This window comes from Ktedonospora formicarum, assembly GCF_016587355.1.
In the GTDB taxonomy this organism is placed as follows: domain Bacteria; phylum Chloroflexota; class Ktedonobacteria; order Ktedonobacterales; family Ktedonobacteraceae; genus Ktedonobacter; species Ktedonobacter formicarum.
The window spans coordinates 2906809-2933376 of sequence record NZ_BNJF01000001.1; the positions used below are offsets into that span (position 1 = coordinate 2906809).

Consider the following 26568-nt stretch of genomic DNA (forward strand, 5'->3'; position numbering starts at 1 on the left):
GAAGAGCCTCTATGGTATATTTTGGAGCGCTTTCTGGACGGATTCTATGTTTTCCTTGACAGCATGCGCGTACTCATCCATGTGCAATTTTGTAAAGACCTGCTGGGCTCGTTCATAGCAGATGATAGCTGCCTGTAGGTTGGCGCGAACATTTCCCTGTGTGAGCTCACGAAGTGCGTTGCCGCTATTATTCTGTGTGGCGGCCCACTCAAGTGGAAAGAGGTTGGGAGTGTAGACCTTGTGTGTTGCCTGATAGAGGGCGATTGCCATTTCAAGATTCTTCTGTCGGTCGCCTTCCTGATACTCTCGATAGGCATTGGCAAGATTGAAAATTAGGGAAGCCCATTCAAGTGGGGCTGTTTGGGCAAAGTCAATCTGAAGCGCGGCCTCGTAGTGTTCAATAGCCAGGCCGAGATTATGCTGACGCTCACCTTGAGCAAATTCGGCATAGGCAAAGCCTAAATTACTTTGTGTCTTTCCCCAATCTTGAGGATTTGTCTCCCGTTGATAGACCTGGAGCGCGGCTTTGAAACAGGCAATAGCTCGCTCTAGAGAAGCCTGGCGTTGTTCGTCCTGTAACTGGCAATAGGCAGTGCCCAGGTTGCTCTGCGTAGCAGCCCATTCCTGGGGTGTATATTCAAGATTGTAGACAAGGAGCGCAGCTCTATAACAGGCGACAGCTTTTCGCAGGTTATCCTGACGGTTCTCCGAGAGCGAGCCGTAGACACTGCCAAGTGTGAACTGCACTCGCGCCCAATCGAAAGGGAAGGCTTTGCGATTATAGACAAGCAATGAGGCTTCAAAGCTGGCAATGGCCTGATAGAGATTTTGTTGAACATCGCCGCTCTCAAGGCGGCTGTAGGCCTGCCCCAGGTTGCTTTGGACGTTGGCCCAGCCAATAGGGAAGGTTTCCCGTGTGTAAACGCGTAAGGTCGCTTCAAAGCCTGTGATAGCCTGACTCAGGTTGGCTTGCAGGTCGCCATCAGGCATATCGAGATAGGTGAGAGCCAGCATATTCTGTGTCTTCGCCCATTCGACGGCATGATGTTCAAACGTATATATTTCCAGAGCGTTGAGAAAATGTTTGGTGGCCTGCTCCAGACGTGTTTGCTCGTTATTCTCGGGGAGGAGATTATAGGTGATGCCCAGGTTGCTTTGTGTTGCCGCCCATTCTAGGGGAAAGTCCTCCTGCTTGTATACCTGCAGGGCTTGTGTATAGCAGGCGATAGCCTGGCGAAGGTTGTCCTCTTCGCCCTCTCCCTCACTGGCAGGTAGATTGCGGTAGGCATTGCCTAGGCTATGCATGATGTCTGCCCAATGCTCAGGCGCATGCTCATATGTGTTGAATTCCAGCGAGGAGCGGTAGTGCTCAATAGCGCGACGCAAATGCGTTTGCCTGTCTCCACCTGGAAGAAATACATACACATTACCCAGACGCAGATGGGTCATGGCCCAGTTTTCGGCTGAACGGCTCTTGGTGTAGACACGCAACGCGTTTTCGTAGCATGTTATGGCCTGTTGCAGGATCGAGAAACGATCCTCATCTGGGAGGAGACAATAGAGATTGCCTAAACTGTTCTGCGTCATGGCCCATGCCAGCGGATGGTCTTCCAGTGTATAGACCTTAAGCGCATTCTGGAGGTGAAGCAGTGCTTTTGCTAGTCCTGGCTGGGGGTCCTCCTGGCTGGGAAGTGAGAGATAAGCCATCCCGAGGCCGTATTGGGCCTGAGCCCATGCATCCGGAAACTGATCACGTGTATAGATTTCCAATGCCGCCTGATAGCAAGTGATAGCACGCCTGAGATTAAGCTCGCGCCCTCCTTTTTTCAGGAGAGAGTAGCATTCTCCCAGCGTGTTCTGTGTCTGGCCCCATTCTATAGGCGTATGGTGAATATTATAGAGTTCTAGAGCCTTTTGCAGATAGGAGATGGCCTTTTCCAGATGCTCTTCTCCCACCTGCTGGCTATAGTGTATACCCTGTGTATACAGATCATGGGCTTCGGAATATTGCTGCTCGTCGCTCATTGCGCTCTCTGCGTCCCTATTCACTACTGCTTTTGCCATAACTGTGTTGCTAGAGGATAGTTTCTAGCTTCATAGACTATGCCTGGAATATCGTTTCAAATGCTTATTTCAGATTGTACGTGCCCTCTGTTGGCTTGTCAATCGCTCCGATGGCTCGCCATGAGCCCATACATTTGTATCTGTTGGTTTTTGTGTGCGATTGCTCACAGCTTTCGTATGATGTGTCTCATTGTATCTACATTGCCTATAGGGTATGCTCTGATTGCGGGCCAATTGGATGTTACAATCCTCTATCAGAGTGAGTCATATACAATGAGTGGTACTTGCCTGATTGACAATAAAAAAGGAGTTTAGAAGAGTATGAGAGACAGTGATCTCCAAGCTTTTATTGTGGGCTATGTAGCTGTTATTGCGATCATAAGTATTGTGTCGATTGCGATTAGTTTGCTTGTCTGGTGGAAAATCTTTTCCAAGGCTGGTTTTAGTGGCGCATTGAGCCTGTTGATGACTTTCATTCCGCTGGCGAATATTATCTTACTCTTTTACCTGGCCTTTGCGGAATGGCCTATTGAGAGAGAACTAGAGGCATATCGTCGTGGTGCCATGGGTGGTGGTGGCTACCCACCCTCGAGTGGATATCCTAACCAGCCCCCGTCCGGTCCTGGCTATCCTCAATACTAATGTGTTGGAGGCGCGAGCGTCTCTCTGCCCGGCAATGGGTGCCCAGTTATTGTTCTGATGATAGATAACCGGGCACTCTCTTTGTTTTTATCTCTCCTTTTCGATATATTAACATCGTTATAATTCCCCTTTAACATATATTATCTATACTAATCATTGTCGAAGGCGCGAGCGGCATACACGCCATCTCCGCATTGAATGCAGTGGCACGCAGATTAATAGTATCCCCCGTGACGCCCTTCGTATCTTCTTCGCAAGCCATATCGACCTGCGGGCCGATATGCCTCTGTGAAACGACGTTTCCTTTTTGCGGTCATTAGGGAACGCTCGTTGGTCGAGCGAGAGGTCTTCTCCATCCAGCCTCTCGCTCTTGTGATCAAATCTTTCTGTCCCTATCCTCTCCTTGACATGCTTGCTATCGGTGTCATATAGTTTTGTCACGTACCAGGGAGAGCCTGCCCCAGGCTCGAACCTCTTTCATTTGCTGCGGCTTGTTTTTGTGCAGCTTATGTGAGTATTTAGAGAGGAAACTTTACCAGGTATGCCACGCGGTCATCGCCGTTCATCAGCGGGCGAGGCAATTGAAGAGACACGTAACACTATACTTCGCACCGCGCGCCAGCTTTTTATGGAGTATGGTTATCGCGCTGTCTCTACGCGGCAGATTGCCGATGCCTGTGATCTCACACAACCTGCTCTCTATCATTACTTCTCCGATAAACAGGAACTTTATTTTGTTGTAGTCCAGGAAATTATTGTGCAGACTCAGGCTGGGCTGGAACAAATTGCGCAATTGCAAGAGAATGTACCTGAGCGTTTACGTCAAATAGCGCGCTATCTGGTTAGCACTAACCGTATTGACATCGGAATGATGCTGCATGATATCCAGCATGAGCTTAATGAACGTGCGCGTGAGGAACTGTACAAACAGTTTTACGCGGGTATGCTCATGCCAATTGCTTCAGTGTTTGAGGATGGTATACGCCAGGGCCTGTTAAGTGGTGCGCAACATTATGGTATTGACGCTCTCATGGCTGCGGATCTCTTCATGAATATGCTCAAACGCTTCATTCTCGCTCGTCCCCGCTTCCTATCCCTTGACTCTGAGGCATCAACATCGCCTCCGGAAAAATCCTCGCGAACTAGTTATCTTGAACAGGCTGAGTGTGTTGTGCCAGTTTTGCTTTTTGGACTCACAAATGTTGAGGTAAATTATCCCTCTTTTGTTCCTGGTGCGCATACTCCAGCTTCTCTATCACTTCAAGATGATGAGTAATATTTTCCAAAATACACGGAAAGTTGCTGATAACTAGAATGCATGATATATTGCCTATTCTCATAAAAGGAAAATAGGTAAGCTGAAAGCTTTTTAGATGATCTACTCCATAATTGCTATTAGCCTTTACCTGCCTGACAAAAGCATGCTAGACTTGGTAGATAGAAAAGTAGGTGGAAAGCACGTGGAAAACAGCAATGGTTAGGCTGTGAAGGTGCTGCCACGCTCATGCTTGATATCTTTTCTAAAATGAATCTCTTTATTTCTCAGCACCTCTTGAAAGTGTTGGGAGTATCTTGTGATAGATAGCAAGAAGCCCTAACTAGAGCTACGTTTATTACACTTTGCTACATCACATGTGAATGAGCATATCGATATCTAAATCGGTGTACGTGCACGAAATGGACAAACTGCGTATGAACGTAGATCAATTATCTGAAAACACAACATTAAATGGCCCTCCTGCACCTGCAAAAGATGAGGCATCGACTACAAGCTTTTGGGGTAAATGGTGGTATGCTGCGAAGCAGGTGCTTCCTCTTTACATTGCTATTCATGTTGCTTTCCTGGTGCTTTCCTATTGCGCAATTCTCTTTCTTTATAAGGATTACTTCAAGGCTCAGCAAACTTTGAGTGGAATGCTCCAGATGTGGCACCGAGAAGATGTGAATTGGTATATAGGGATAGCCAAACATAGTTATACCTCCGTTAAGACCACCGCCTTTTTTCCACTCTTTCCTCTTCTCATGTATGCTCTTAGCTTTCCATTAGGAGGACATTATTTTCTAGCTGGGATGCTCATCTCTAATGCCGCGTGGTTCGTGATGCTGGCTGTGCTCTTTCAACTTGTCAAAGAAGAGTTTGATGAGGCGCGTGCTCATAAAACGGTACTCTATTTATCGGTATTTCCTGCCGCCTTATTCTTCGCTACAGCCTATACAGAGACGCTTTTTATCGCTTTAATGTTGATTAGCTTTTATTCAATCCGCAAAGGTTATTGGTGGTGGGCTGCAATCTTCGCGTTTCTAGCTGGTTTAACACGCTCATCTGGAGTGTTTCTTGCCATTCCTTTCTGCTATGAATATCTGCGCCAGCGCCAGTTTAAGGTGCGCGCAATTCGCTGGGATATATTGAGTATCGCCTTGATTCCATTCAGTGTCATATTGTTTGGTGCCTTTTGTTTCTGGAAATTTAATGACCCCCTGTCCTTTACGCATGCTCAAGTCTACTGGGTACGTGTTTTGAGCCCCCCCTGGTTTGCTTTTGCCTCGACGATTGATTTTATTAGCCGCAAAGGGTTTATGGGCTTCTGGGGAATTCGTAACATGCTAGACCTGTATGGCACGGCTGTTCCCCTTATTCTCTTGATCCTTGGAACTGTTGGCCCCTGGCGATTACGCAAGGAATATTTGAGTTATCTTTTGCTAGGATGGACACTGTTCATTTTTGTGATCATCGTGCCCATTCATACAGCCTTTCCCCTGCAAAGTACACCTCGCCTTATGTTGGAACTCTTCCCATCATTTATCGTACTGGCGGGTCTTGGGAAAAATCGCTACGTGCATCTCAATTATGTCTTTGTTTCGGCTATGATGCTTTTCATCCTTCTCACTTTGTACCTGACTTTCCACTGGGTTGTCTAAGGTATATAGGATGTGTAGCCAAGCGCGTCAGGTGAACATGTATCAATACATGTTCACCTGACGCGCTTCCTTTTCTTCCAATGCCAACGGCATTTTGGGCAAAAGCAACCCCCACTTCTATTAGCACAGCTTAAGGCAAATCCTTGTGCAATGACACATGGCAAGCGCTTTGAGAAGCCATATCTTATTTGACACTCCTGTAAGACTGTACTACAATAGATACTGAGGAAGTGTATTTTTGACACTAGCCGATGCAGCATTTTTACGCGAAACGTGCATCTATCAGGAATAGAAGGTTTCCACATTATGGGAACAACACTCCCCATTTTTATCTTGGTGGGGCTCGCGGTGCTTTTCGGTATCCTGGTCATGGTGGTCACTAATGTTCTAGGACCACGCAAGCCAACGCCGGAGAAACTTGCCCCCTATGAATGCGGCATTCAAGAGATTGAGCCGCCGAAGAGACGCTTCCCGGTCAAGTACCTCTTGACTGGCATGCTCTTCATTGCATTCGACATAGAGATTGTGTCGTTCTATCCCCTCGCGGTTCTGCTCCACCAGTTACAGCTTTTTGGTCTGATTGAATTGCTCGTCTTTTTGGCAATTCTAATGGTGGGCTATATCTATGTTTGGCGGAAGGGAGCTTTTTCATGGGAATAACCAATCCCTGGGAGCCAGTACAGACCTACTCCAACACACAGACGCCGCGCCAGCCGCTACCAATGCATGAGAAGGACGGAAGCTTTGGTGTTCTTACCACTCAGGTCAATAAGGTCCTGGACTGGAGTCGGAGCTCCTCACTCTGGCCTGCGCTCTTTGGACTAGCCTGCTGTGCTATCGAGATGATGTCCGCCAGTGGTAGCCGCTTCGACATTGCGCGCTTTGGTGCTGAGGTCTACCGTGCCTCACCGCGTCAGGCAGACTTGATGATCGTCGCAGGTCGTTGTTCTGTTAAGATGGCTCCTGTCCTGCGCCAGATCTATGATCAGATGCCGGAACCTAAGTGGGTCATCTCTATGGGCGCCTGTGCATCGTGCGGTGGTGTTTTCAACAATTATGCCATCGTTCAGGGAGTCGATAAGATCATCCCGGTTGACGTCTTTGTGCCTGGCTGCCCGCCTACACCCGATATGCTGTTGTTCGCCTTCAATGAGTTGCAGCGCAAGATCCGCGAGGGCATTCCCAATCCTCCTGATCCACTGAAGGACAGCGGGCTCAAACTGACTGGGCCCTCAGGTTCACATGTGGAGATGTAAGTCTAATAGTTCCTGCTTGCTCATGAGGGTAAGTAGGTGCACATTGAAGAAATGAACAGGGAAAGCTATGACGGTGGGGCCAACCAGGGGGTTAGCCCCTTTTACATTAAATCTTTCTTCGGGAACCTGAGTGCGCCAGCACTAGCCGTGACAAGCGGCGTTGGTTTTCGGATAAGACCTGAGCCTTTCGAAAACCAGAGCGCGAGAGCACTAGCCGCGACAAGCGGCGTTGGTTTTCGGATAAGACCTAAGAAGTTCATTAGGAAGTTCATTTTATGGTCATAACAGCAGCTTCGACAGCGGATGCGGTGCGAGAGAAGTTTCCCCAGGCCGTGATTGAAAGCGTTGAGCATCGTGGCGAGCAAACAATCATTATTGAGCCAGAGTGTCTGATGGATGTCTGTCGACATTTGAAGACCCAACTGCAATATAGCTTCCTTGAAACGGTAACAGCGGTGGACTGGCCGGAGCGTACACCACGCTTCGACGTTGTATACCAGCTTCTCTCTATGGAGCATCAATGCTTCGTTCGTTTAAAGATACGTGTGGGGCAGAAGCGTGAGGAGCATCCCGAGGTTCCTAGCGTTACTAGTATCTGGCCCGGCGCGAACTGGTATGAGCGCGAGATATACGATCTATTTGGTATTACCTTTGAGGGACATCCTGACTTGCGTCGCATCTTGATGCCGGAAGATTGGAGCACGCATCCTCTGCGTAAGGATTATCCTATCTCGGGCTTTGAGCTTCCTGAACCACATTGGGGTGGGCAGGTACCCTATACCGTTGATCCAGGGGTTGGCGACTATTATCAGCAGACGCTACGCTCTTCTGAGGGCCGTCAATTCAATGACAATCGCGACCGCGCAAATCCTAGTCAGGAACCGGGGACAATGCCCAATCCAGACAAGGCATAAAGGCGCATCATCTGACATTTTTAACAGCTTAATAAAACGCATAATAAATGAAAACACTCGTCAACGCCGCCGGTGTTCACTATCTGAACAGCGTTCTATTTTTGAATTGTGTTCGGGTAGCCTCTCCAGGCGGCTTTACTCAGATGAGTGATAAAACATTCGTCTGATCGGCAGACTCTTATAGAGGACAGCCTATGCAGCAAAAAGAGAAAACAAGTACACCCATCGCCGGGTATTCGTACACTATTGACGAAGGCCAGTTGCTTGAGGATAGTCAGCGTAAAGATACGATGACTATCAATATGGGTCCGCAGCATCCCAGCACGCATGGCGTGTTGCGCCTCATTCTGACTATTGAAGGTGAGACCGTTGTCAAGGCTGTGCCTGATATCGGCTTTCTCCACACGGGCATAGAGAAGACCGCCGAGGCCAAATCCTACCATCAGGCACTTGTCTTAACTGATCGCATGGATTATCTCGCGCCGCTCAATAATAACCTGGGCTATAGCCTGGCTGTGGAGCGACTTCTGGGTATAGAAGATGAGATCAACGAGAAGATAAAGTTCGCTCGTGTCATCCTGGCTGAGCTTCAGCGCATTGCCAGTCATTTAGTCTGGCTGGGAACGTCTGCGCTTGATTTGGGCGCGCAGAGCGTCTTCCTCTATTGTTTTCGCGAGCGCGAAATAATCCTCGATATCTTCGAGCTTGTCTCGGGTGTGCGCATGATGACAAGCTATATCTGTCCAGGTGGCTTGCAGGCTGAATTGCCCACAGGCTTTGAGGCTCAGGTGCGTGCCTTCCTAAAACTCTTCCCTGACCGCTTGCGCGAATATCATGATTTGCTTACCAATAACCAGCTCTGGTTGGAGCGCACGCGTAATGTCGCTGTTCTAACTCAAGAAGATGCTATCGCTTTCGGAACCTCCGGGCCGACATTGCGTGGTAGCGGCGTGGTCTGGGATATCCGCAAGGTCTTCCCCTATAGTGGATATGAGCAGTTTGATTTTGATATTCCTGTTGGTAGCGCAGGCGATGTCTATGATCGCTATATGGTTCGCATGCTGGAAATGAGTGAAAGCCTCAAGATTATTCAGCAGGCCCTTGATGGTCTACCCACCGGCCCCTATCGCGTACAGAATAAAAAGGTCACTCCACCTCCCAAGTGGCAGATCACTGGTAGCATGGAGGCTCTAATCCATCATTTCAAGCTCTTCACTGAAGGATATCGTCCACCCAAAGGCGAGGTTTTTGTGCGCACTGAGTCTCCCAAGGGGGAGCTTGCCTACTACCTCGTTAGTGATGGTAGTCCCAATCCTTATCGTATGCATGTTCGTAGCGCGTCATTTGGCAACTTGCAGGCACTGCCACGCATGGTTGAAGGGAGTTTCCTTTCAGACGTGGTCGCGGCTATCGGTAGCATTGATATTGTGCTTGGGGAGGTTGATAGATGATTTCAGAGAAGGCGAAAGAGCGGATGCGTGCGCTAGCTCGGCGTTACCCGGCAGCACGTTCGGCGGTTATGCCCTCACTTTATATCGCGCAAGAGGAAGAGGGCTATATTACACGCGAAGGTCTGGAGGCGGTTGCCGAAGCCGTGGGCATCACAGTCGATGATGTTGAGAGTGTCGCGACCTTCTATACCATGTATCATACGCAACCTCCTGGCAAGAAGATTGTCAAGGTCTGCACCAGCATTTCATGTTATCTGCGTAACTGCGATAGCCTGATGGAGCACCTGGAAGCGCGGTTAGGCATCAAACGTGGTGAGACGACCCCAGATGGCAATATTACCTTACAAGGTGCTGAGTGCCTTGCCTCTTGCGGTTCTGCCCCTGTGATTCAGGTCAATGGCCAGTTCGTGGAGAACGTTACGCTAGAGAAGGCCGACACCCTGATTGATGAGCTTGAGCGGGAGACAAAGCCGCCGCGTAGTGAGAGCAATGGGTTGAAAGCAGGGCCGAAGACCGAGTCTCCCACGCACAGCTCACTGTCTTAGGTAGACATTCGCCAACGCCGCCTGATCGGCGGCTAGCTATTGCTCAAGCGAATGAAAGGCAAGTTCTTAAGCATTCGCCAACGCCGCCTGATCGGCGGCTAGCTATTGCTCAAGCGAATGAAAGGCAAGCAAACCGTTACGAGGGAATGTGCAATGCCAGAAACAGAACAGTTTCTTTTGAAGAATATCAATGTGCCGGGGGTTGATGGGATTGAGGTTTACCGGCAGCATGGGGGCTATGAGGCCCTGGCGAAGGCTCTGCAAAGCGATCCTGATCAACTGGTCGAAGAACTGAAGAAGTCGGGGTTGCGTGGACGCGGAGGCGCGGGCTTTCCTACGGGTTTGAAGTGGAGTTTCCTGGCTAAGAATGATAAGCCGCGTTACCTCTGCTGCAACTCAGACGAGAGCGAGCCAGGAACCTTTAAGGATCGCATGTTGATGGAGCGCCTACCGCATTTGTTAGTTGAGGGAGTGCTCATCACCAGCTATGCCTGTCGTGTCAAAACGGCCTTCATTTATGTGCGTGGCGAACTGCCCTATGCGGCGGACCAGGTACAGAAGGCAGTTGATGAGGCATATGAAGCGGGACTGATTGGAAGCAATATTCTGGGGAGCGATTACAGCATCGATGTCATTGTGCATCGCGGTGCTGGTGCCTATATCTGCGGTGAGGAGAGCGCGCTAATGGAGTCGCTGGAGGGCCGGCGGGGCTATCCACGCCTCAAGCCTCCTTTCCCAGCGGTAATTGGTCTCTATGGCGGTCCCACGGTTATCAATAACTGTGAAACGCTGTGTACTGTGCCTGCCATTATTCAGCATGGAGCCGACTATTATGCCTCCTTTGGAACAGAGAAGAGTAAGGGGACGCGTATTTTTGGCCTCAGCGGACAGGTGAAGAAGCCAGGAAATTATGAGTTACCTCTGGGTATTCCCCTACGCACTCTGATCTATGATGAGCGCTATGGTGGTGGTGTGCTCAATGACAAGCAGGTCAAGGCTGTCATCCCTGGTGGCTCTTCAACCTTCTTCCTGGGTCCTGACAAGCTTGATCTCCCAATGGACTATGAGTCGGTTGCGGCGGCGGGTTCGATGCTGGGTTCCGGTGGCGTGATTGTCATTAATGAGGACACTTGCATTGTTGGGGCCATTGCGCGAGCCGCCGAGTTCTACCGCGATGAGTCTTGTGGTAAATGTACGCCCTGCCGCGAGGGAACCTACTGGCTCACGGAACTATTGGAGCGTCTTGAGCATGGTAAGGGCAAGATGAAGGATATCGATCTGCTAGTGGATATCTGCGGCAACATTAGCGGCAAATCGTTCTGCCCTCTGGGCGATGCGGCAACTAGCTTGATTACTAGCGGTATTCGACTCTTCCGCGAAGAGTTTGAATATCATGTCACGCACGGCCATTGCATGGTAGGTGACAAACATCATGCCACTATCAGCGCCGAAGAGGCGACGTTGACTGCTGGTGCGAACTAGGCGACCTGACTGCTCATGTTGAGCAACTGAAGTCTTATACGAAAACCAACGTTCAGGTTTTCGGATAGGTAGTAACCACGGGGAAGTGGCACGTAGGCATCATCCAACATATTCAGCATTGTATTCCTTTTATTGCTACGTCCGCTCTCCCTGGATACACGATAAGAAGTTATCTTACTTTCATAGCCAGGTAGTAATTATGCCAGAAGAGAAAAAGGACGAACTCATACACCTCACTATCGACGGGACTCCTGTCGAAGTTCCAGCCGGAACATTAGTATGGGCCGCTGCGCAGAAGGCTGGTATTGAGGTGCCCATTTATTGCTATCATCCCAAGATGCCACCGCTGGGAGCCTGTCGCATGTGTTTCGTCGAGGTCGAGAACATGCCCAAGCCTCCTCAGACGGCGTGTACGACGCCTGTTGCTGAGGGGATGGTGGTGCATACCAAGACCGAGAAGGTTCTCAAGGCTCGCCAGGGAACCCTCGAATTCCTGCTTATTAATCACCCGCTGGACTGCCCCATCTGTGACAAGGCGGGCGAGTGCGACTTGCAGGATTTCACATTGCGTCATGGTCCCGGCGGGACACGCTTCGACTTGAACAAACGCCATTATCAAAAGCCTATTCCCATGAGCCAGGACATCAACCTCGACCGTGAGCGTTGTATTCTCTGTCAGCGCTGCACACGCTTTAGCAGCGAGATTTCGATGGACAATGGATTGGTCATGATCTCGCGTGGATACAAGATGGAGGTCGGAACCGCGCCGGGCAGTGCTTTCGATTCCGCCTTCTCCGGCAATACTGTCGAGATCTGTCCTGTGGGCGCTCTGACGGCGACTAGCTATCGCTTTAAGGCTCGTCCGTGGGAGCTCAAGCGAGTGCCCAGTGTGTGCAACAACTGTAGTGTTGGCTGTAATGCACGCGTTGATGTACGTGTGGATCGTGTGACGCGCCTGATGTCACGCAACAACGATGAGATCGATGATGGCTGGCTGTGCAATCGTGGTCGCTGGGAGTTCGACTTTGTGAACAATCCCGAGCGCCTGCGCACACCACTTGTACGCCGTGAAGGCAAGCTCACGCCTGCTTCCTGGCCTGAGGCCATAGCTCATATCGCTCAGCGCCTCACGGAGATCAGCACACAGCATGGTGCGAACTCTATTGGGGGCATTGGCTCGACACGCACGACGAATGAGGAGAGCTATCTCTTCCAGAAGCTTCTGCGCGACGTTATTGGTACGCGCAATGTTGATCACCACCATGGCCTATTTCTTGGAGCTCGCGACCGCCTGACAGGTAAGCCTTGGATGATGACTAATAGTATTGCCGAGCTAGAGAAGGCCGGGCATATCGTGCTCATCGCATCCGATCCCTACCAGCGCCAGCCAGTTCTCAATCTACGGATTAAAAAGGCGATGCGTGCTGGTGCCAAGATCAGTATCGTGCATTCGGAGACGACCGAATTGGATCGCTTTAGCAATAGCGCTTACAAAGCAGCCAAGGTTGACATTCCCCAGTATGGCGCGGGCAAGGTCGCCAAGCTGTTGCTTAGCTATGTGCTTGCGACGAGTGAAGTCAAGACAGGTGGCCATGAGGATATTAATGCCAAGATCGAGCGTGAACGTGAGCTGATCTCGGAGGCAGAACAGAGCTTCGGGGCCGAGGTCGTAGCGCAGCTACGCCAACTGGCGCAGGAGATTGTCAGCGCGGGTGGCGTTGAGAAGGGCGCGATCATTCTCTATGATGAGATGGCGACGCTTGATCCAGGTTGTGAGGATCTGGCTTCGGACCTGCAAGCGCTGGCCTTTGTCACCCGGAATATCAATCGTGTGGGCGCGGGTGTGGGTCCACTCTTCGAGGACGCTAACTCACTTGGCGCGCGCGATATGGGTCTGCTGCCCGATGCGCTACCAGGCTATCAGAGCACAACTGATATTGGCATGACCTATGCCGAGATGTTGAGCAGCCCACAGCTCAAGGCTCTACTGGTCATGGGAGCTAACCCTCTACGCCATCTCAAGGGGGCGTCCCTACCCCGGGAGCTTGAGTTCCTGGTTGTGCAGGATGTAGCGCTCACTGAGACTGCTCAGCAGGCTGATGTGGTGCTGCCCGCTGTAACCTTCGCCGAGAAGGATGGCACGATGACCAACCTTGACCACCATGTGCAGCTTATTCGCAAAGCGTTACGTCCTCTTCCTGGCGCGAAAGCCGACTGGGAGATTCTGATCCAGCTCGCACAGGCCCTGGGTGCTGAGTGGAGCTATGCACACCCACGCGATATCTTTGACGATATCGTGGCACGGAATCCATTCTATGCCGGTCTCACTCATGAAGACCTGGGAATGCAGGGCGTTCGCTCGCTTGAGCAGGAGGTGGCTCATGCTTGATTTCCTTAATAACGAGATCGTAGCCGCGATCATCAAAAGTGCCATCGTGATCGCCATCTTGCTCACGGTCTTCGCGTATATGACTCTGATTGAGCGGCGTGTGCTGGCAAAGATTCAGGGGCGTCTGGGGCCTAATCGCGTTGGCCCCTTTGGCCTGCTGCAACCGCTCGCCGATGGTCTTAAGATGGCTTTCAAAGAGCAGTTTGTGCCGGGGCAGGCCCGCAAGGGCATCTATATGATTGCGCCGATTCTCTCAGTTATCGTGGCGCTCTCGGCCTTTGCTGTGATTCCTATCGGGCTCAATTGGAGTGGGAAGACCAGCGTAACAAGCATCTGGGACCCCTTGATTGCCGATGTGAATATTGGCCTGCTCTGGGTGCTGGCGATGTCATCGCTGGCTGTCTATGGCATCGTGCTTGGCGGCTGGGCATCGGGAAACCGCTACTCCTTGCTTGGTGCATTGCGTTCCGCCGCACAGATGGTTTCCTATGAGACAAGCCTGGGTCTAGCTCTGGGTGGTGTGCTGATGTGGTCGCAGAGCATGAGCATGGTCCACATCATTGACGCACAGCGTGATATGGTCTGGTTTATTCTGGCGCAACCGCTGGGCTTCTTGGTCTATATCATCGCTGGCATTGCGGAGGTTAACCGCGCGCCCTTCGACCTGCCCGAAGCTGAACAGGAGTTGACTGCTGGCTACCTCACGGAGTACGCGGGCTTGCGCTGGAGCCTGTACCAGATGGCCGAGTACATCAACATGATTACCGTGAGCTCAATTGCTGCGACCCTCTTCTTCGGTGGTTGGAGCCTCTTCGGGCTAGAGACGTTGGTTCCCGGCCTCTCGATTCTCTTCTATGTCGTCAAGGTTGCCATCTTCCTGTTCATCTTTATGTGGCTCCGTGCCACCCTGCCGCGTATCCGCTATGACCGCCTGATGGGTCTGGGTTGGAAGCTACTGCTTCCCCTGGCAGTGCTCAACGCTGTTATGACTGGATTCGTTGTGGCGCTTGACTGGCCCTGGTGGGTCAGTGGACTCGCGGGATTGGTGGTGATTGGCATCATGTTCTTTGTGGTGCGCCGCCAGAGCTTTGTCGAGGGTACGCGCTTCGAGGAGAGCAAGGGTAGTATCAGGCTTCCCGAGTCGGTTCGTCTGGTGAAGTATGAGCCAAAGGTCGCGCCGGTGAGTGACACAGCCAAGCCCGATCCCTCTGTGGTGGAGGCGTAAGGAGTACAACATGTCTTTTGATATTCTCAAGGGTATGACAACGACCCTGAAAAATATGGGCAAGAAGCCGACGACAGTTTCTTATCCGGAGCAAGAGCGTGACCTCGCACCACGCTTTCGCGGTCGTCATGTGCTGCACCGCTATGATAACGGATTAGAGCGCTGTGTTGGCTGCTACCTTTGCGCGGGTGCGTGTCCCGCTGACGCGATCTATATTGAGGCGGGGGAGAACAGTGAGGAGGAACGCGTCTCGCCGGGTGAGCGCTATGCCAGAGTCTTCGATGTCAATATGCTGCGCTGCATCTTCTGTGGCTATTGTCAGGCTGCTTGCCCGACGGGCGCGATTACGCTGGAAAAAAACTATAAGCTAGCCTCTTTCTATCCTGAAGATCTGGTCTATCACAAGGAGCAGCTTTTGGAGCCTGAAGGCAGTGCGACTGTTGGCTCGAATGATGTCTGGGCCGATCCCGCGCCGGAAGAGGCTGAGCAGCCAGTGCCGCAGGAGAGCAAAGTCTTCGATGGCTCACATGCTAGCGCCGCCGCTGTTGGATTGGGAAACTATCAGGCTGAGCGCGCGGTCCTGTTTGAGAATCCCGAACAGGATGTGGACCGCCGCAAGTAGATTTGAAGGAACCATATTATGACACCTACGATACTCGCATTCGCTGTGCTGGCTATCGCCACCATCGCATCCGCTATCGGGGTCATCGCCTTTAGGAACGCTGTCTATAGTGCGCTAAGTCTGATTTTGACACTTTTCTTCCTGGCGATGTTCTATTTGCAATTAGGCGCGATGTTTATCGCTGTCGTGCAGATTCTGATTTACGCGGGCGCGATCATGGTTCTCTTCCTCTTTGTGGTAACAATGCTCTCGCCTGACGCGCGAGATGAGGAGAAGGATCGTATTCCCTGGCAGCGCTATGTTGGTGGTCTGCTGGGCGTGGTGCTGGCGGGCGCGTTGAGCTACCTGATCTTCAGAGATGTTTCAGGCACAGCCCTGATTAAAGCCGAGAGTTATAGTAAGGCTGTAGCGGCTCATGGCAATGTCGAAGCCTTTGGCCTGTCGCTCTTTCATGGCTTTCTCTTTCCCTTTGAGGTTACCAGCCTCTTGATTGTCGTCGCTATTCTCGGTGCTCTGGTCTTTGGTCGGAGGGCCTGATATTGCTAATCATCTCCTCTAAGGAGTAAATGCATATGCCAGATGTTTCTACATTGCCAGCCCTCTCAGCGTATCTGATCGTGAGCGCCATACTTTTTAGCATCGGCGTTGTGGGTGTGTTGATCAGGCGCAATCCGCTGGTAATCTTTATGTCTATCGAATTAATGCTCAATGCTGTCAATCTATCGCTTGTGGCCTTCTCAACATTTCTTGACTCTGCGGATGGGCAGATGTTCGTCTTCCTGGTGCTGACCGTGGCAGCCGCTGAGGTGGTTGTGGGTCTGGCGCTGATCGTCTCCATCTTCCGCACGCGCCGGAATATTGATGTGGACGAGATGAATATGTTGCGAGGCTAGAGGGAGCAGTATGATAAATCTTACTCTATGGGTACTGCTACCACCCCTGCTAGGCTTTATTGTGCTGGGGTTGGTTGGCAGAGTCATGTCGCGCGCCGCGATCCTGACGATAGCCTGGGGAGCGTGTGGCCTGGCCTTTCTTTTCGCGCTGATCAACTTCTTATCGATGATCGGCACGCCTGTCCCTGGTCGCGTGAGCGATATTGCCGTCTATCATTGGATAACGTCGGGTACTGGGGATAGCGCGTTCAGTGTCAATTTCGGGCTGTTGCTCGATCCGTTGAGTGCGACGATGTTGCTCGTCGTGACTGGCGTAGGTCTGCTCATTCATATATATTCAGCGGGTTACATGGAGGATGATCCCGGGTTCTGGCGCTTCTTTGCTTACCTGAACTTCTTTATTTTCTCGATGGCGCTCCTGGTTAGCGCGGACAACTTCCTCTTCCTGCTCGTTGGCTGGGGGCTGGTAGGTTTGGCCTCCTTCCTGCTGATCGGTTTCTGGTACCAGCGCACGGCTCCTGTGGCTGCCGCACGTAAGGCTTTCGTCATCAACATTATAGGTGACTTCGGCCTGATGCTTGCCATCTTTTTGATTTTCCTGAACTACGGCACGCTCAACTTCAAGGACGTTTTTGGGCACGTCAATGCCGTGTCTGCTGGTAGTGCTACGGCTATCGCGATCACATTGTTGATCTTTGTGGCCTGTGCCGCCAAGTCCGCTCAGTTGCCGCTCTATATGTGGCTTCCTGACGCGATGGAGGGTCCCACGCCCGTTAGCGCGCTGATTCATGCCGCGACGATGGTGACGGCTGGTGTCTATCTGGTCGCGCGCGCACATCCGCTGTTTGATATCGCTCCGGTCGCCCTGAATGTGGTGGCGGGTATCGGAGGCGCTACGGCTCTCTTCGCCGCGACGATTGCCCTGGTACAGCTTGATATCAAGCGCGTTCTGGCTTATTCGACGATCAGCCAGCTTGGTTATATGTTCATGGCTGAAGGAGTCTATGACTATTCAGCAGGTATCTTTCACCTGGTAACTCATGCCTTCTTTAAGGCGCTGCTCTTCCTGGGCGCGGGCGCGGTTATTCACGCTCTGGGCGGCGAACAGGATATGCGCAATATGGGTGGCCTGCGCCATCGCCTGAAGATTACCTTCTGGACCTTCCTGGCAGCGACCTGGGCGATCAGTGGCCTACCACCCTTCGCAGGCTTCTGGAGTAAGGATGAGATCCTAGGCGCGATCTTTGCCCAGGCTCTACGTAGTGCCAGCCCAGGCTACTATGTGCTATGGGGCATTGGTATTCTGACGGCTGGGCTGACTTCGTTCTATATGTTCCGCCTCTTCTTCGCTATCTTCTATGGCGAGTATCGCGGCGGACAGGCAGCGCGTCCGGTTCACCATGAGGAAGATGAGGACGAGGAGTCTGTAACCTCTGGTCATGGACATGGCGTGCCCGCGAACCTCTATGATGTCTATGAAGTGCCGAGCGTTATGTGGTCGCCATTGACGATCCTAGCTGTGCTCTCGGTTATTGGCGGCGTGCTCGGGTCCTTCTCGTTGATCGGACTGCCGAACTGGTCGCCGCTGAGCAACTTCCTGGAGCCAGTCTTTCAGGGTGTCACCATTCCAGAATTGACCCTGAATCTGGAATGGGTCTCGGCTGGTCTGAGTATCGTTGCGGCCTTACTAGGCTTTTTCGTCGCCCGCGCGCGCTACTTCAAGCAGTTTGAGTACAAGGAGAGCCGTAACCTGCTCTATCAATTGCTCTTCCATAAATATTATGTCGATGAGGCGTTGACCTGGATTATTGTCAAACCAATTCAGGGTATTGGACGTCTTGGCTCACGCTTCCTGGATGGAAGCTTGCTTGGTGGCATCAACGCCGGAATTACCGGACTTGTGCGGGGAACCAGCGGTTCGGTGCGTCGCCTGCAAACTGGCTACATGCGTAACTACGCATTGGCGATTTTACTGGGCGTCCTGTTGATCGTTCTCTATTACGCGGTGAGAGGATAACACTATGCAGTCATACATTCTCTCCATACTGATCTTCCTCCCGCTGCTCGGCGGAGCCGTCACGCTCTGCCTGCCAAAGGAGAGCCGCAAGACGATTCGCGCGGTCTCTCTGGCCTTCGCGGGAGCGAACTTGCTCCTGGCACTTATCCTGGCCTTGCTCTACACCCAGGCCAGCATTGGAGCCTTCAGCCAGTCGAATTTTCAGGAACATATCGTCTGGATTCCCTCGATTGGCATTAACTATACCCTGGACGTAGATGGTATCAGCCTGTTACTGGTTGTGCTGACCTCACTGTTAAGTATGGTCTGTATGGCGGCCTCATACCGTCAGGAAAAGAAGTTCAAGAACTACATGGCCTTTCTGCTGCTCCTTCAGAGTGGTATCCTGGGTGTCTTCCTATCGGCGAATCTCTTTCTGTTCTACATTTTCTGGGAACTCATGTTGATTCCGGCCTACTTCCTGGTAGGAGCCTGGGGAGGAGAGAGGCGCATTGCCGCCGCCTTCAAGTTCGTGCTGTATACCTCGGTGGGTAGCCTACTGATGCTTGCGGGTATCATCGCTGTGGGCTACTTCTACTCGCTCACGGCTGGCTCTGGCTGTGGGGTGACGCTCGATATCGGTACGTTGACCGGTGGACTGACTGATGCTTCGGGTAGCGTTACGACCTGCGCGGCCCGCTTCGATAGCACAACCCAGTTCTGGCTATTGCTGGCGTTCGCCGCTGCTTTCGCGGTGAAAATTCCCTTTGTCCCGTTCCATTCGTGGCTGCCGGATACCTATAGTGAGGCTCCTGCGCCTGTGACTGCTATCCTGGCGGGAGCGATGTCAAAGACTGGCGCGTATGGCTTCCTGCGCATTTGCATTCCGCTCTTTCCACAAGCTATTCATACTCTGGCACCATTCTTTAGCATCCTGGCCGTCATTGGTATCCTGTACTGCGCGGTTCTGGCCCTCGTCCAGAGCGATCTCAAGCGCTTACTTGGTTATTCCAGTATCAGCCATTTAGGCATCGTCATGCTGGGGATGTTTGCCTTCAATACACAAGGGGTTGAGGGGTCGGTCTTGCAGATGGTAAATCACGGGATTACGACCGCAGCTCTCTTTCTGATTGCGGGCTATGTCGAGGAGCGCGCGGGGACACGCAATATCGCCGACTTCGGTGGGATTGCCAAGCGTGTCCCGGTCCTGGCGACGGTTATGCTGATCGCAGCCCTCTCGTCGCTTGGCCTGCCAGGGTTGAACAGCTTCGCGGGTGAGTTCCTCTCGTTGCTGGGAGCCTTCCGTAACAATGTTACACTGGGCACGCTGGGCACGCTTGTAGTTGTACCTGCCGCCTGGTATATGTTGCGCTTCTTCCAGGGAGTGATGACGGGACCATCGCCCACGTTGGGTCTTGTGGCTCAGGCAGAGCGGCGTGGAGCCCTTCTCGACATTCGCATGGGGGAATTCCTGGCGCTTCTGCCACTGCTGGCTCTGATCTTCTACATCGGCTTTCAGCCCGAACCTCTAACGTTCTTGCTGCATCAGCCGGTGCTCAATACGATGCAAAATCTAGGCAATGCCTTCATCAAATGAGCGTGGAGGGAGGCGCTTTTATGGTGACCTCCCTCTCCCGAGGTTGATATGACGACATTTACATTCACAGTCACCGCCGATGATTGGTGGCGCATCGCGCCGCTGGTGGTTCTGGCGGGTATGGCCCTCATCGTGATGCTGGTTGATGCCATATTGCCGTATGAGGGGAAACGCACCAAAGAGAGCGGACCAAGCAACTATACCATTTTGCCGATTCTCGCTTTCTTAGGAATCGCTGGGTCTATCGCTGCTAGCATCGTCCTTCTCTTCGTCGGCGATCAGAAGACAGCTTTCAATGGCATGGTCGGTTCGGATCAGGGGACCCTCCTGTCCTACCTGATTATCTTGAGTGCCGCCGGGCTGGGTATCCTGCTCTCACCACTATATCTCAAGCGCCTGCAACTGGTTCACCAGGGCGAATACTATGCCCTGTTACTGCTATCGAGTGCTGGTATGATGCTGATGGCTGCGGCTACCAACCTGCTAATGATCTTTCTGGGCATCGAGATGCTCTCACTGGCCCTCTATATTCTCTCTGGCTTTATCGCACGGCGTCGGACCTCGTTGGAAGCAGGCATGAAATACTTCCTGCTTAGCTCCTTCGCGTCGGGTTTCTTGCTCTATGGTCTGGCCTTGACCTATGGCGCGACTGGGGGTACGGGCTTTAAGGAAATCGCCTTCTATGCCTCGCATTTGCCTGGTGCTGCCAACGGTACGGCTCAGGCTCCAATGCTACTTCTGGCGGGGATGGCTCTGCTGGCTGTCGGATTTGCCTTCAAGGTCTCGGCTATTCCCTTCCAGGCCTGGACACCAGATGTCTACCAGGGGGCACCAGCCCCAGTAACAGCCTTTATGTCGGTTGGGACCAAGGCGGCGGCGATGATTGCCTTTGGGCGCCTCTTCGGACTGGCCCTCTTGCCATTCCATGACACCTGGGCTCCGATTGTCTGGGCTATCGCTATCTTGACGATGGTGGGTGGTAACGTGATGGCTGTGGTGCAAACCAATGCCAAGCGCCTGCTCGCTTACTCTAGCATCGCGCACGCTGGTTACCTGCTGATTGGCATCGTGGTTGGTGGTACGCTGGGTATGAGCGCGCTACTCTTCTATCTGGCCTGCTATACCTTCCTGAATCTGGGGGCATTTGGCTCGATTTCGCTATTGGAGCGCCTGGACAATACGGGAAATGACGCCAATGATCTGCGTGGTCTCTGGTATCGTCGCCCTGTGGTAGCAGGTCTGCTGGCCTTCTTCCTGCTAGCTCTGGCGGGTTTCCCGCCGATGGCGGGCTTCGCGGGCAAATACTACATCTTCTATGCTGCGCTCGCAGGTGGGCATCCCGAATTGTTAATCATTGGCGTCCTAGCCAGTGTGCTTGGTATGTACTACTACCTGCGCGTGATCGCGACCATGTTCATGGAGCAGAGCACAGCCGAAGTGACTCCTGCTCTGGCAGGAGTTCCAAGCTCACCCCGATCGGGCTCGGGTCGCCGTTCGACGCGTGCTACTTCCGCGCGGAGTGCTTCAGGTGGAGGCACCGCCGTAGCCGTCAAGTCTGAGACACGCGCCACTATCACGACGACGCCTGCCAATGTTGAGGTCGCGAGCGAGGAGCAAGATTCAGCGCGTGGCCTTAATTGGTTCGCCTGGACCTCGTTGGTCATCGCGGCTTTGGGGACGCTCGCGCTAGGAACGGTTATCCCCTTCTGGCTTGTACAATTCGCGCAGCAGGCAGCAGCGATGATGTTACCTCGCTAACGCTTCTATCGCTCTAAAAAACAAGAAGAGGGTCAATGTTTCACGTGAAACATTGACCCTCTTCTTGTTGTGGAAGTATCGGTTACGAGGTGCGTTGCTGGAGAAGTCTGATTGCTTCGACAATCAGGTGGTGTTCTACTAGCTTGATGCGCTCCTGAAGACTGTCTTCTGTATCGCCATCCTCGATGATGACTTCGCGGCGACAGATTGGTGGACCGGCATCGACCTCGGGCACGACATAATGTACTGTGCTCCCCGTAATGGCGACGCCAGCTTCCAGGGCTTGGCGTGGCGCGTGCATTCCGCGAAAGACTGGGATGATGTTGCCATCGCTGGTGGTATAGGTCTCACCAGCGCCATCATCGGGGATTAGCGCAGGATGCAGATTGATGATGCCTTGGGGATAGCGCTCGATAAACTTGCTTGAGAGGATGCGCATAAAGCCCGCCAGCACAATCATATCAGCCTGGAAGAGGCGCAGAAGATCACTGAGCTTGGCTTCCCACTCCTCGCGTGTGCGCCAGGGAAGATAGAGCGCGGCAATCTTATGCTTGAGTGCTCGTTGCATGCCGAGTGCGCCAGCCTTATTGCTTACTACCAGAGCGATCTCGACGCCGGGCAAGGAATTGCTCTCAATAGCATCAATCAAAGCCTGAAGATTACTACCTGAGCCAGAGATGAGCACCACCACGCGGAGCGGTGCTCGTTCGCTGATCTGTGTTTGTTGTGTTTCCATAGATGCTTGTAAACTGGTATTGATTTCGCTGGTCACGTGCCCCTACTCCTGATCCACGAGAGCTTTTAGGCCACGGTGTGCGATATCGCGTCGGTATTGCATGCCTTTAAAAGAGATGAATTGGGCGGCAGCGTAGGCACGCGAAGTTGCTTCCCGCAGGGTAGTGCCGCGCGCCACAACGCTTAGCACACGCCCTCCAGCCGTAACCAGCTGTCCATCTTGCAGGCGGGTCCCCGCATGAAATACCTGCACCCCTTCCATCTTGTTTGCCTCGTCAATACCCTTGATTGGTAGACCGCGTTCATACTGACCTGGATAGCCGCCAGCCGCCAGGGTAAGACTTATCGCGTAGCCAGGATACCAGAGATCCTCTTGCGAGATTACCTGTCCATCGGCGAAGGCTAGCAGATCCAATAGATCAGCCTTGAGCAGGAGCATCAGGGCCTGGGTCTCGGGGTCACCGAAGCGTGTGTTATGTTCCAGTACCATTGGGCCGCGCTCGGTCAGCATGACATTGGCGTAGAGCACGCCTTTGAAGTCTATGCCACGCACCTTGAGGGCCTGCAAGGTCGTCTCGATGATCTGCTGGCGGATTTGTTCGCCTCGCTGCTGGTCGACGAATGGTAAAGGTGTAAATGCGCCCATGCCACCTGTGTTCAAGCCCTCGTCGTTATCGAGCGCGCGCTTGTGATCTTGCGTCAAAGGCAGGGGCAGAAACTCGGTTCCGTTGCAGATAGCAGTTACACCAATTTCATCGCCTTGTAGATAGTCCTCAATGACCACGATATCGCCTGCCGCCCCGAAGACGTGCTCGACCATCATTTGCTTGAGTGCTTCGCGTGCTGTCTCTATATCTAGCGCGACAATGGCACCCTTGCCAGCAGCATTTCCATCGGCCTTGACGACGACGGGCGCACCATGTTCTTCTAGATAGGCGCTAGCACCGTCATATGTGGTAAAAGTCCGATGTTGAGCCGTGGGGATGCCTGCCTGGGTCAGCAATTCCTTGGTAAAGGCTTTGCTGCCCTCCAGAGCTGCGCCTGCCTTTGTGGGGCCGAAGACGCGTAGGCCGCGTCGCTGGAACAGGTCAACAATACCTTCAATCAGAGGTGCTTCAGGGCCGACAATCGTATAATCGATGTTATTGCGCTCGGCAAAGGCTGCAAGTTCTTCTAGATTATCGACACTAATGGGTACGCATTCCGCGTACGGCTGCATACCTGGATTCCCAGGAGCCACATAGATATGATGGACGCGCTGATCCTGAGAAAGCTTCCAAACAAGCGCGTGCTCACGCGCGCCCGAGCCTATCACAAATACACGCACAACGTTCCTCCTCTTGTCGAACGGACGCTAAGGCCTTATGCGAAAACTAACCCTCATACGAGGGCACGGCGCCGCTCTCGCGGCTGGTGCGCACTCTTTGTGCAAACATCTGAGCGCGTCCATGTATTCTGAGCACCAACGCCGCTGCCGTGGTTAGCGCTATAGCGCTCAGGTGCTCAAAAAGGAGTGCGCGCTAGCTTGCCGTTCAGGCAGCGTCGACGTTTGTTGTAACAAGCTCACTCAGGTTTTCGGATAAGGCATAATCATTACGAGAGTACCCCCCGTGGGATAACAGGAATCCGTTTTGGACCGTGTTTCGCTTCGACCGCTGGATCAAAGGGCCAGCCCTCTGTCTTCATACAGCCATAGCAGAATTCTTTATGTAGCATCTGAAGTGCTTTGGGATTATCTACCTGGCGCGGATCGATGTTGGTGCTGGTGTCGAGGTTGGCGGTATTAATCGCACGCCCCAATCCCTCCAGGCTCAGGTAGCCAAGACTATCCACGCCCATGTAATCGGCCACTTCCTGCACTGTGCGTCCCGCGGCAATGAGCTCTTTGTCACGCGGAATGTCGATACCAAAATAGCAAGGATGGCGTAGTGGCGGCGAGCTGATGCGCAGATGAATTTCCTTGGCACCGTAGTTGCGCAGGGCTGAGGCCAGGCGTTTGAGTGTATTGCCTCGTACTATCGAGTCATCAACTATAATCAGGCGCGCACCCTCAAGCTTGGGACGCACAAAGGCAAACTTCAGGTCGACTTCAAGCTGGCGAAGGCGTTGGTCTGGCTTAATAAATGAGCGGTCGCTATAGCGGTTTTTGATAATCGCCTGACTGTAAGGAATGCCAGAGACCTCGGCATAGCCCAGAGCCGAGGGAATCGAGGAGTCTGGTACAGGTACTACCAGGTCCGCATCAATGGGATGTTCATGTGCCAGTTCACGCCCCAATGCCTCACGAACGTCATAGGTATATCTATCATTCATGCGCGAGGTCGCATCCGAGAAATAGATATACTCAAAGACACAGAGAGATTGACGAGGCAAATTAAAGAGCATCTCTGAATGCAGGCCATTTTCATCGATTGTGACCAGTTCGCCGGGCTCTACCTTGCGGATGAACTGGGCTCCAGTACGGTCCAGCGCGCATGATTCTGAGGCGACGATCCAGCTATTGCCTAGTTTGCCGATGCAGAGTGGACGCATGCCCCAGGGATCGCGTGTCGCGTACAGTTTGCCACCAGCCATGATTACCAGGCTGAAGGAGCCACGCAACTCTTTTAAGGTATCCGCAAGGCGTTCGGTGAATGTGTGTCCTTCCGCATTGAGCAGCATCAAGGCGATGGCCTCACTATCAGTGGTTGACCGGAAGTCCTCGGCGGGTAGGGCTGCGCGGAGCGTTGGCCCATTTACCAGATCGCCATTGTGCGCGATGGCGAGCGATTCATATTGGCCTGCGCGCTCGCCAACAACAAAGGGGCCGGCATTCTCAACGCAGCTTGAGCCGGTCGTGGAATAGCGCACATGGCCGATGCCGAGATTGGAAAAGGGCAGATTGGTGCCCGAATCGGCGAAGACCTCACGTACCTTCCCCATACCGATGCGATGGACAATCTTGCCTTCGTCGTCATAAACCGCCATGCCTGCGCTCTCTTGCCCTCGGTGCTGTAGGGCGGTCAAGGCCAGTGTTATATAGCGACGAACGTCCAGGTTCTCATCGCCTTGTGGCGCATAAATTCCCACAATTCCGCACGCGTCATGAAGTCGCTCCATGCTCAAATCCTCTCTGGTAAGGTGATCGGTCAGGTAAGCCGCGCTGGCTTCGCAAAAGCGTGGCGCTCCTGGTTTTGTTTCCTCTTGCTTGCCAGTCCTGATCAAGGGTATAAATCCTGTTCTGGCTGGGCGTTGCCAGTTCCAATGATCTATTTGCTCTTGTTACACACGCTAATAGTATCGGCAGAAATCCGGTATTGGCAAGATGCCATTAATTACTTAGCTTACTGGTGAGATCGGCAACAAGTGCGTAGCGGTCCGCAACCTCGCGCAAATGCTCGGGCGTTACCTCTTGCAGATTACGATAGACCTGCTTATCAAGCATGCGGCTCTTATCGCCACCGGGCCAGAGGCGCCAGCTATCGTTATCAATCACATCCGCGACCAGCAGATGCCCCTCCGGATCACGCCCAAACTCGATTTTCAGGTCTACCAGGGTCACATCAATTCTGGCCCAGGCTTGCTCTAGAACCGAAAAGACGCGGTGTCCTTCGCGTGCCATCCAGTCAATTTCGTCGCTTGTTGCAATACCTTGCTGAATGATTTCCTCGGGTTGAATCTGGGGATCGTGGCGCGCATCATCCTTGAGGAATGTTTCGATCAATACAGGATCAAAGCGTACTCCTTCGCTTACCTCAGGATGGCGCTTGAGGAATGAGCCAGTTGCGAGACGGCGCTGTACGTGCTCAATGGGAAGCATCTGACAACGCTTGACTAGCATTGTGACTTCGTCGACCTGCCGTACGAAATGTGTGGTGATACCCGCTTCGTTAAGCAAGCGAAAGATATTCGCAGTCGTTAAGGTGCTCCAACGCGATTTTCCTTCAATCTCATTATGGCGTGCACCATCACCAGCGGTAATCTGGTCTTTGCCGACCATGTAGGCCAGGCTCTTATCCAGTGGATAACTGTAGATGCGTTTGGTTTTGCCCTCAGCCAGCAAGGGACCAGGCTGCGCATGTTCTGTCATGACTTGATGTT

Annotated in this window: 22 protein-coding genes and 1 pseudogene; 17 read left to right on the forward strand and 6 right to left on the reverse strand. The window is 52.6% G+C overall.

What is annotated here, in order from left to right; all coding sequences use genetic code 11:
* Positions 1–9: 9 nt before the first annotated feature.
* Complete coding sequence (locus K3T82_RS12455; protein WP_220193773.1) at positions 10–2064, reverse strand: tetratricopeptide repeat protein; 2055 nt, start codon at positions 2062–2064, stop codon at positions 10–12.
* Positions 2065–2385: 321 nt separating this feature from the next.
* On the opposite strand from K3T82_RS12455, the gene K3T82_RS12460 reads away from it, so the two are divergent.
* The 9 genes and pseudogenes from K3T82_RS12460 (at position 2386) to nuoF (ending at position 11273) form a co-directional block, all read left to right on the forward strand.
* Positions 2386–2706: a hypothetical protein gene (locus K3T82_RS12460; RefSeq protein ID WP_220193774.1), complete on the forward strand. Its 321-nt coding sequence runs from the start codon at positions 2386–2388 to the stop codon at positions 2704–2706.
* Between the two features lie 541 nt (positions 2707–3247).
* Positions 3248–3982: a TetR/AcrR family transcriptional regulator gene (locus K3T82_RS12465; RefSeq protein WP_220193775.1), complete on the forward strand. Its 735-nt coding sequence runs from the start codon at positions 3248–3250 to the stop codon at positions 3980–3982.
* A gap of 416 nt (positions 3983–4398) precedes the next feature.
* Positions 4399–5625, forward strand: a complete 1227-nt coding sequence (locus tag K3T82_RS12470) for a hypothetical protein (protein ID WP_220193776.1) — start codon at positions 4399–4401, stop codon at positions 5623–5625.
* Between the two features lie 306 nt (positions 5626–5931).
* On the forward strand, positions 5932–6285 hold the full coding sequence (locus K3T82_RS12475; protein WP_220193777.1) for an NADH-quinone oxidoreductase subunit A: 354 nt from the start codon (positions 5932–5934) through the stop codon (positions 6283–6285).
* Positions 6286–6347: 62 nt separating this feature from the next.
* Positions 6348–6803, forward strand: a pseudogene (locus K3T82_RS12480) (NADH-quinone oxidoreductase subunit B); the annotation flags it as partial.
* A 353-nt stretch (positions 6804–7156) separates the two neighbouring features.
* On the forward strand, positions 7157–7795 hold the full coding sequence (locus K3T82_RS47670; RefSeq protein ID WP_220193779.1) for an NADH-quinone oxidoreductase subunit C: 639 nt from the start codon (positions 7157–7159) through the stop codon (positions 7793–7795).
* A 290-nt stretch (positions 7796–8085) separates the two neighbouring features.
* Positions 8086–9246, forward strand: a complete 1161-nt coding sequence (nuoD, locus tag K3T82_RS12490) for an NADH dehydrogenase (quinone) subunit D (RefSeq protein WP_420799302.1) — start codon at positions 8086–8088, stop codon at positions 9244–9246.
* Complete coding sequence (gene nuoE / locus K3T82_RS12495) at positions 9243–9791, forward strand: NADH-quinone oxidoreductase subunit NuoE (RefSeq protein ID WP_220193781.1); 549 nt, start codon at positions 9243–9245, stop codon at positions 9789–9791. Before nuoD ends, nuoE begins: the two co-directional genes overlap by 4 nt.
* Positions 9792–9944: 153 nt before the next feature.
* Entirely contained in the window at positions 9945–11273 is a 1329-nt protein-coding gene (gene nuoF / locus K3T82_RS12500) for an NADH-quinone oxidoreductase subunit NuoF (protein ID WP_220193782.1), read from the forward strand.
* Here the strand turns inward: nuoF and K3T82_RS49085 are convergent.
* Positions 11270–11392, reverse strand: a complete 123-nt coding sequence (locus K3T82_RS49085; protein ID WP_268886631.1) for a hypothetical protein — start codon at positions 11390–11392, stop codon at positions 11270–11272. The genes nuoF and K3T82_RS49085 overlap by 4 nt on opposite strands.
* Positions 11393–11472: 80 nt before the next feature.
* Here K3T82_RS49085 and nuoG point away from each other — a divergent pair, with 80 nt between their 5' ends.
* From nuoG to K3T82_RS12540, 8 genes are read left to right on the forward strand one after another with little or no spacing between them, the layout of a single operon-like run.
* A complete protein-coding gene (nuoG, locus tag K3T82_RS12505) occupies positions 11473–13662 on the forward strand; it encodes an NADH-quinone oxidoreductase subunit NuoG (RefSeq protein ID WP_220193783.1) in 2190 nt (729 codons plus the stop codon).
* Positions 13655–14887 (forward strand): NADH-quinone oxidoreductase subunit NuoH, encoded by a 1233-nt coding sequence (gene nuoH / locus K3T82_RS12510; protein ID WP_220193784.1) that lies wholly within the window; start codon positions 13655–13657, stop codon positions 14885–14887. Before nuoG ends, nuoH begins: the two co-directional genes overlap by 8 nt.
* Positions 14888–14897: 10 nt before the next feature.
* Entirely contained in the window at positions 14898–15509 is a 612-nt protein-coding gene (gene nuoI / locus K3T82_RS12515; protein WP_220193785.1) for an NADH-quinone oxidoreductase subunit NuoI, read from the forward strand.
* 18 nt (positions 15510–15527) lie between these two features.
* Entirely contained in the window at positions 15528–16046 is a 519-nt protein-coding gene (locus tag K3T82_RS12520; protein ID WP_220193786.1) for an NADH-quinone oxidoreductase subunit J family protein, read from the forward strand.
* Positions 16047–16081: 35 nt separating this feature from the next.
* Complete coding sequence (gene nuoK / locus K3T82_RS12525; RefSeq protein WP_220193787.1) at positions 16082–16402, forward strand: NADH-quinone oxidoreductase subunit NuoK; 321 nt, start codon at positions 16082–16084, stop codon at positions 16400–16402.
* A gap of 10 nt (positions 16403–16412) precedes the next feature.
* Positions 16413–18419 (forward strand): NADH-quinone oxidoreductase subunit L, encoded by a 2007-nt coding sequence (gene nuoL / locus K3T82_RS12530; protein WP_220193788.1) that lies wholly within the window; start codon positions 16413–16415, stop codon positions 18417–18419.
* A gap of 4 nt (positions 18420–18423) precedes the next feature.
* On the forward strand, positions 18424–19995 hold the full coding sequence (locus K3T82_RS12535; RefSeq protein WP_220193789.1) for a complex I subunit 4 family protein: 1572 nt from the start codon (positions 18424–18426) through the stop codon (positions 19993–19995).
* 48 nt (positions 19996–20043) lie between these two features.
* Positions 20044–21753: an NADH-quinone oxidoreductase subunit N gene (locus tag K3T82_RS12540; protein ID WP_220193790.1), complete on the forward strand. Its 1710-nt coding sequence runs from the start codon at positions 20044–20046 to the stop codon at positions 21751–21753.
* Between the two features lie 82 nt (positions 21754–21835).
* Here the strand turns inward: K3T82_RS12540 and purN are convergent, their stop codons facing one another.
* The 4 genes from purN to K3T82_RS12560 form a co-directional block, all read right to left on the reverse strand.
* Positions 21836–22525, reverse strand: a complete 690-nt coding sequence (purN, locus tag K3T82_RS12545; RefSeq protein WP_236031121.1) for a phosphoribosylglycinamide formyltransferase — start codon at positions 22523–22525, stop codon at positions 21836–21838.
* A 6-nt stretch (positions 22526–22531) separates the two neighbouring features.
* The gene (gene purD / locus K3T82_RS12550) at positions 22532–23815 is read right to left on the reverse strand and encodes a phosphoribosylamine--glycine ligase (RefSeq protein ID WP_220193791.1); all 1284 of its coding nucleotides are present in this window, start codon (positions 23813–23815) and stop codon (positions 22532–22534) included.
* Positions 23816–24081: 266 nt separating this feature from the next.
* The gene (purF, locus tag K3T82_RS12555; RefSeq protein ID WP_220193792.1) at positions 24082–25587 is read right to left on the reverse strand and encodes an amidophosphoribosyltransferase; all 1506 of its coding nucleotides are present in this window, start codon (positions 25585–25587) and stop codon (positions 24082–24084) included.
* A 211-nt stretch (positions 25588–25798) separates the two neighbouring features.
* The gene (locus K3T82_RS12560; RefSeq protein ID WP_220193793.1) at positions 25799–26557 is read right to left on the reverse strand and encodes a phosphoribosylaminoimidazolesuccinocarboxamide synthase; all 759 of its coding nucleotides are present in this window, start codon (positions 26555–26557) and stop codon (positions 25799–25801) included.
* Positions 26558–26568 lie beyond the last annotated feature (11 nt).

Bases quoted from the DNA above. Each gene is read 5' to 3' on its own strand.
- K3T82_RS12455 (WP_220193773.1), bottom strand. From the start codon at position 2,064: ATGGCAAAAGCAGTAGTGAATAGGGACGCAGAGAGCGCAATGAGCGAC.
- K3T82_RS12460 (WP_220193774.1), top strand. From the start codon at position 2,386: ATGAGAGACAGTGATCTCCAAGCTTTTATTGTGGGCTATGTAGCTGTT.
- K3T82_RS12465 (WP_220193775.1), top strand. From the start codon at position 3,248: ATGCCACGCGGTCATCGCCGTTCATCAGCGGGCGAGGCAATTGAAGAG.
- K3T82_RS12470 (WP_220193776.1), top strand. From the start codon at position 4,399: ATGAACGTAGATCAATTATCTGAAAACACAACATTAAATGGCCCTCCT.
- K3T82_RS12475 (WP_220193777.1), top strand. From the start codon at position 5,932: ATGGGAACAACACTCCCCATTTTTATCTTGGTGGGGCTCGCGGTGCTT.
- K3T82_RS47670 (WP_220193779.1), top strand. From the start codon at position 7,157: ATGGTCATAACAGCAGCTTCGACAGCGGATGCGGTGCGAGAGAAGTTT.
- nuoD (WP_420799302.1), top strand. From the start codon at position 8,086: ATGACTATCAATATGGGTCCGCAGCATCCCAGCACGCATGGCGTGTTG.
- nuoE (WP_220193781.1), top strand. From the start codon at position 9,243: ATGATTTCAGAGAAGGCGAAAGAGCGGATGCGTGCGCTAGCTCGGCGT.
- nuoF (WP_220193782.1), top strand. From the start codon at position 9,945: ATGCCAGAAACAGAACAGTTTCTTTTGAAGAATATCAATGTGCCGGGG.
- K3T82_RS49085 (WP_268886631.1), bottom strand. From the start codon at position 11,392: ATGCTGAATATGTTGGATGATGCCTACGTGCCACTTCCCCGTGGTTAC.
- nuoG (WP_220193783.1), top strand. From the start codon at position 11,473: ATGCCAGAAGAGAAAAAGGACGAACTCATACACCTCACTATCGACGGG.
- nuoH (WP_220193784.1), top strand. From the start codon at position 13,655: ATGCTTGATTTCCTTAATAACGAGATCGTAGCCGCGATCATCAAAAGT.
- nuoI (WP_220193785.1), top strand. From the start codon at position 14,898: ATGTCTTTTGATATTCTCAAGGGTATGACAACGACCCTGAAAAATATG.
- K3T82_RS12520 (WP_220193786.1), top strand. From the start codon at position 15,528: ATGACACCTACGATACTCGCATTCGCTGTGCTGGCTATCGCCACCATC.
- nuoK (WP_220193787.1), top strand. From the start codon at position 16,082: ATGCCAGATGTTTCTACATTGCCAGCCCTCTCAGCGTATCTGATCGTG.
- nuoL (WP_220193788.1), top strand. From the start codon at position 16,413: ATGATAAATCTTACTCTATGGGTACTGCTACCACCCCTGCTAGGCTTT.
- K3T82_RS12535 (WP_220193789.1), top strand. From the start codon at position 18,424: ATGCAGTCATACATTCTCTCCATACTGATCTTCCTCCCGCTGCTCGGC.
- K3T82_RS12540 (WP_220193790.1), top strand. From the start codon at position 20,044: ATGACGACATTTACATTCACAGTCACCGCCGATGATTGGTGGCGCATC.
- purF (WP_220193792.1), bottom strand. From the start codon at position 25,587: ATGGAGCGACTTCATGACGCGTGCGGAATTGTGGGAATTTATGCGCCA.
- K3T82_RS12560 (WP_220193793.1), bottom strand. From the start codon at position 26,557: ATGACAGAACATGCGCAGCCTGGTCCCTTGCTGGCTGAGGGCAAAACC.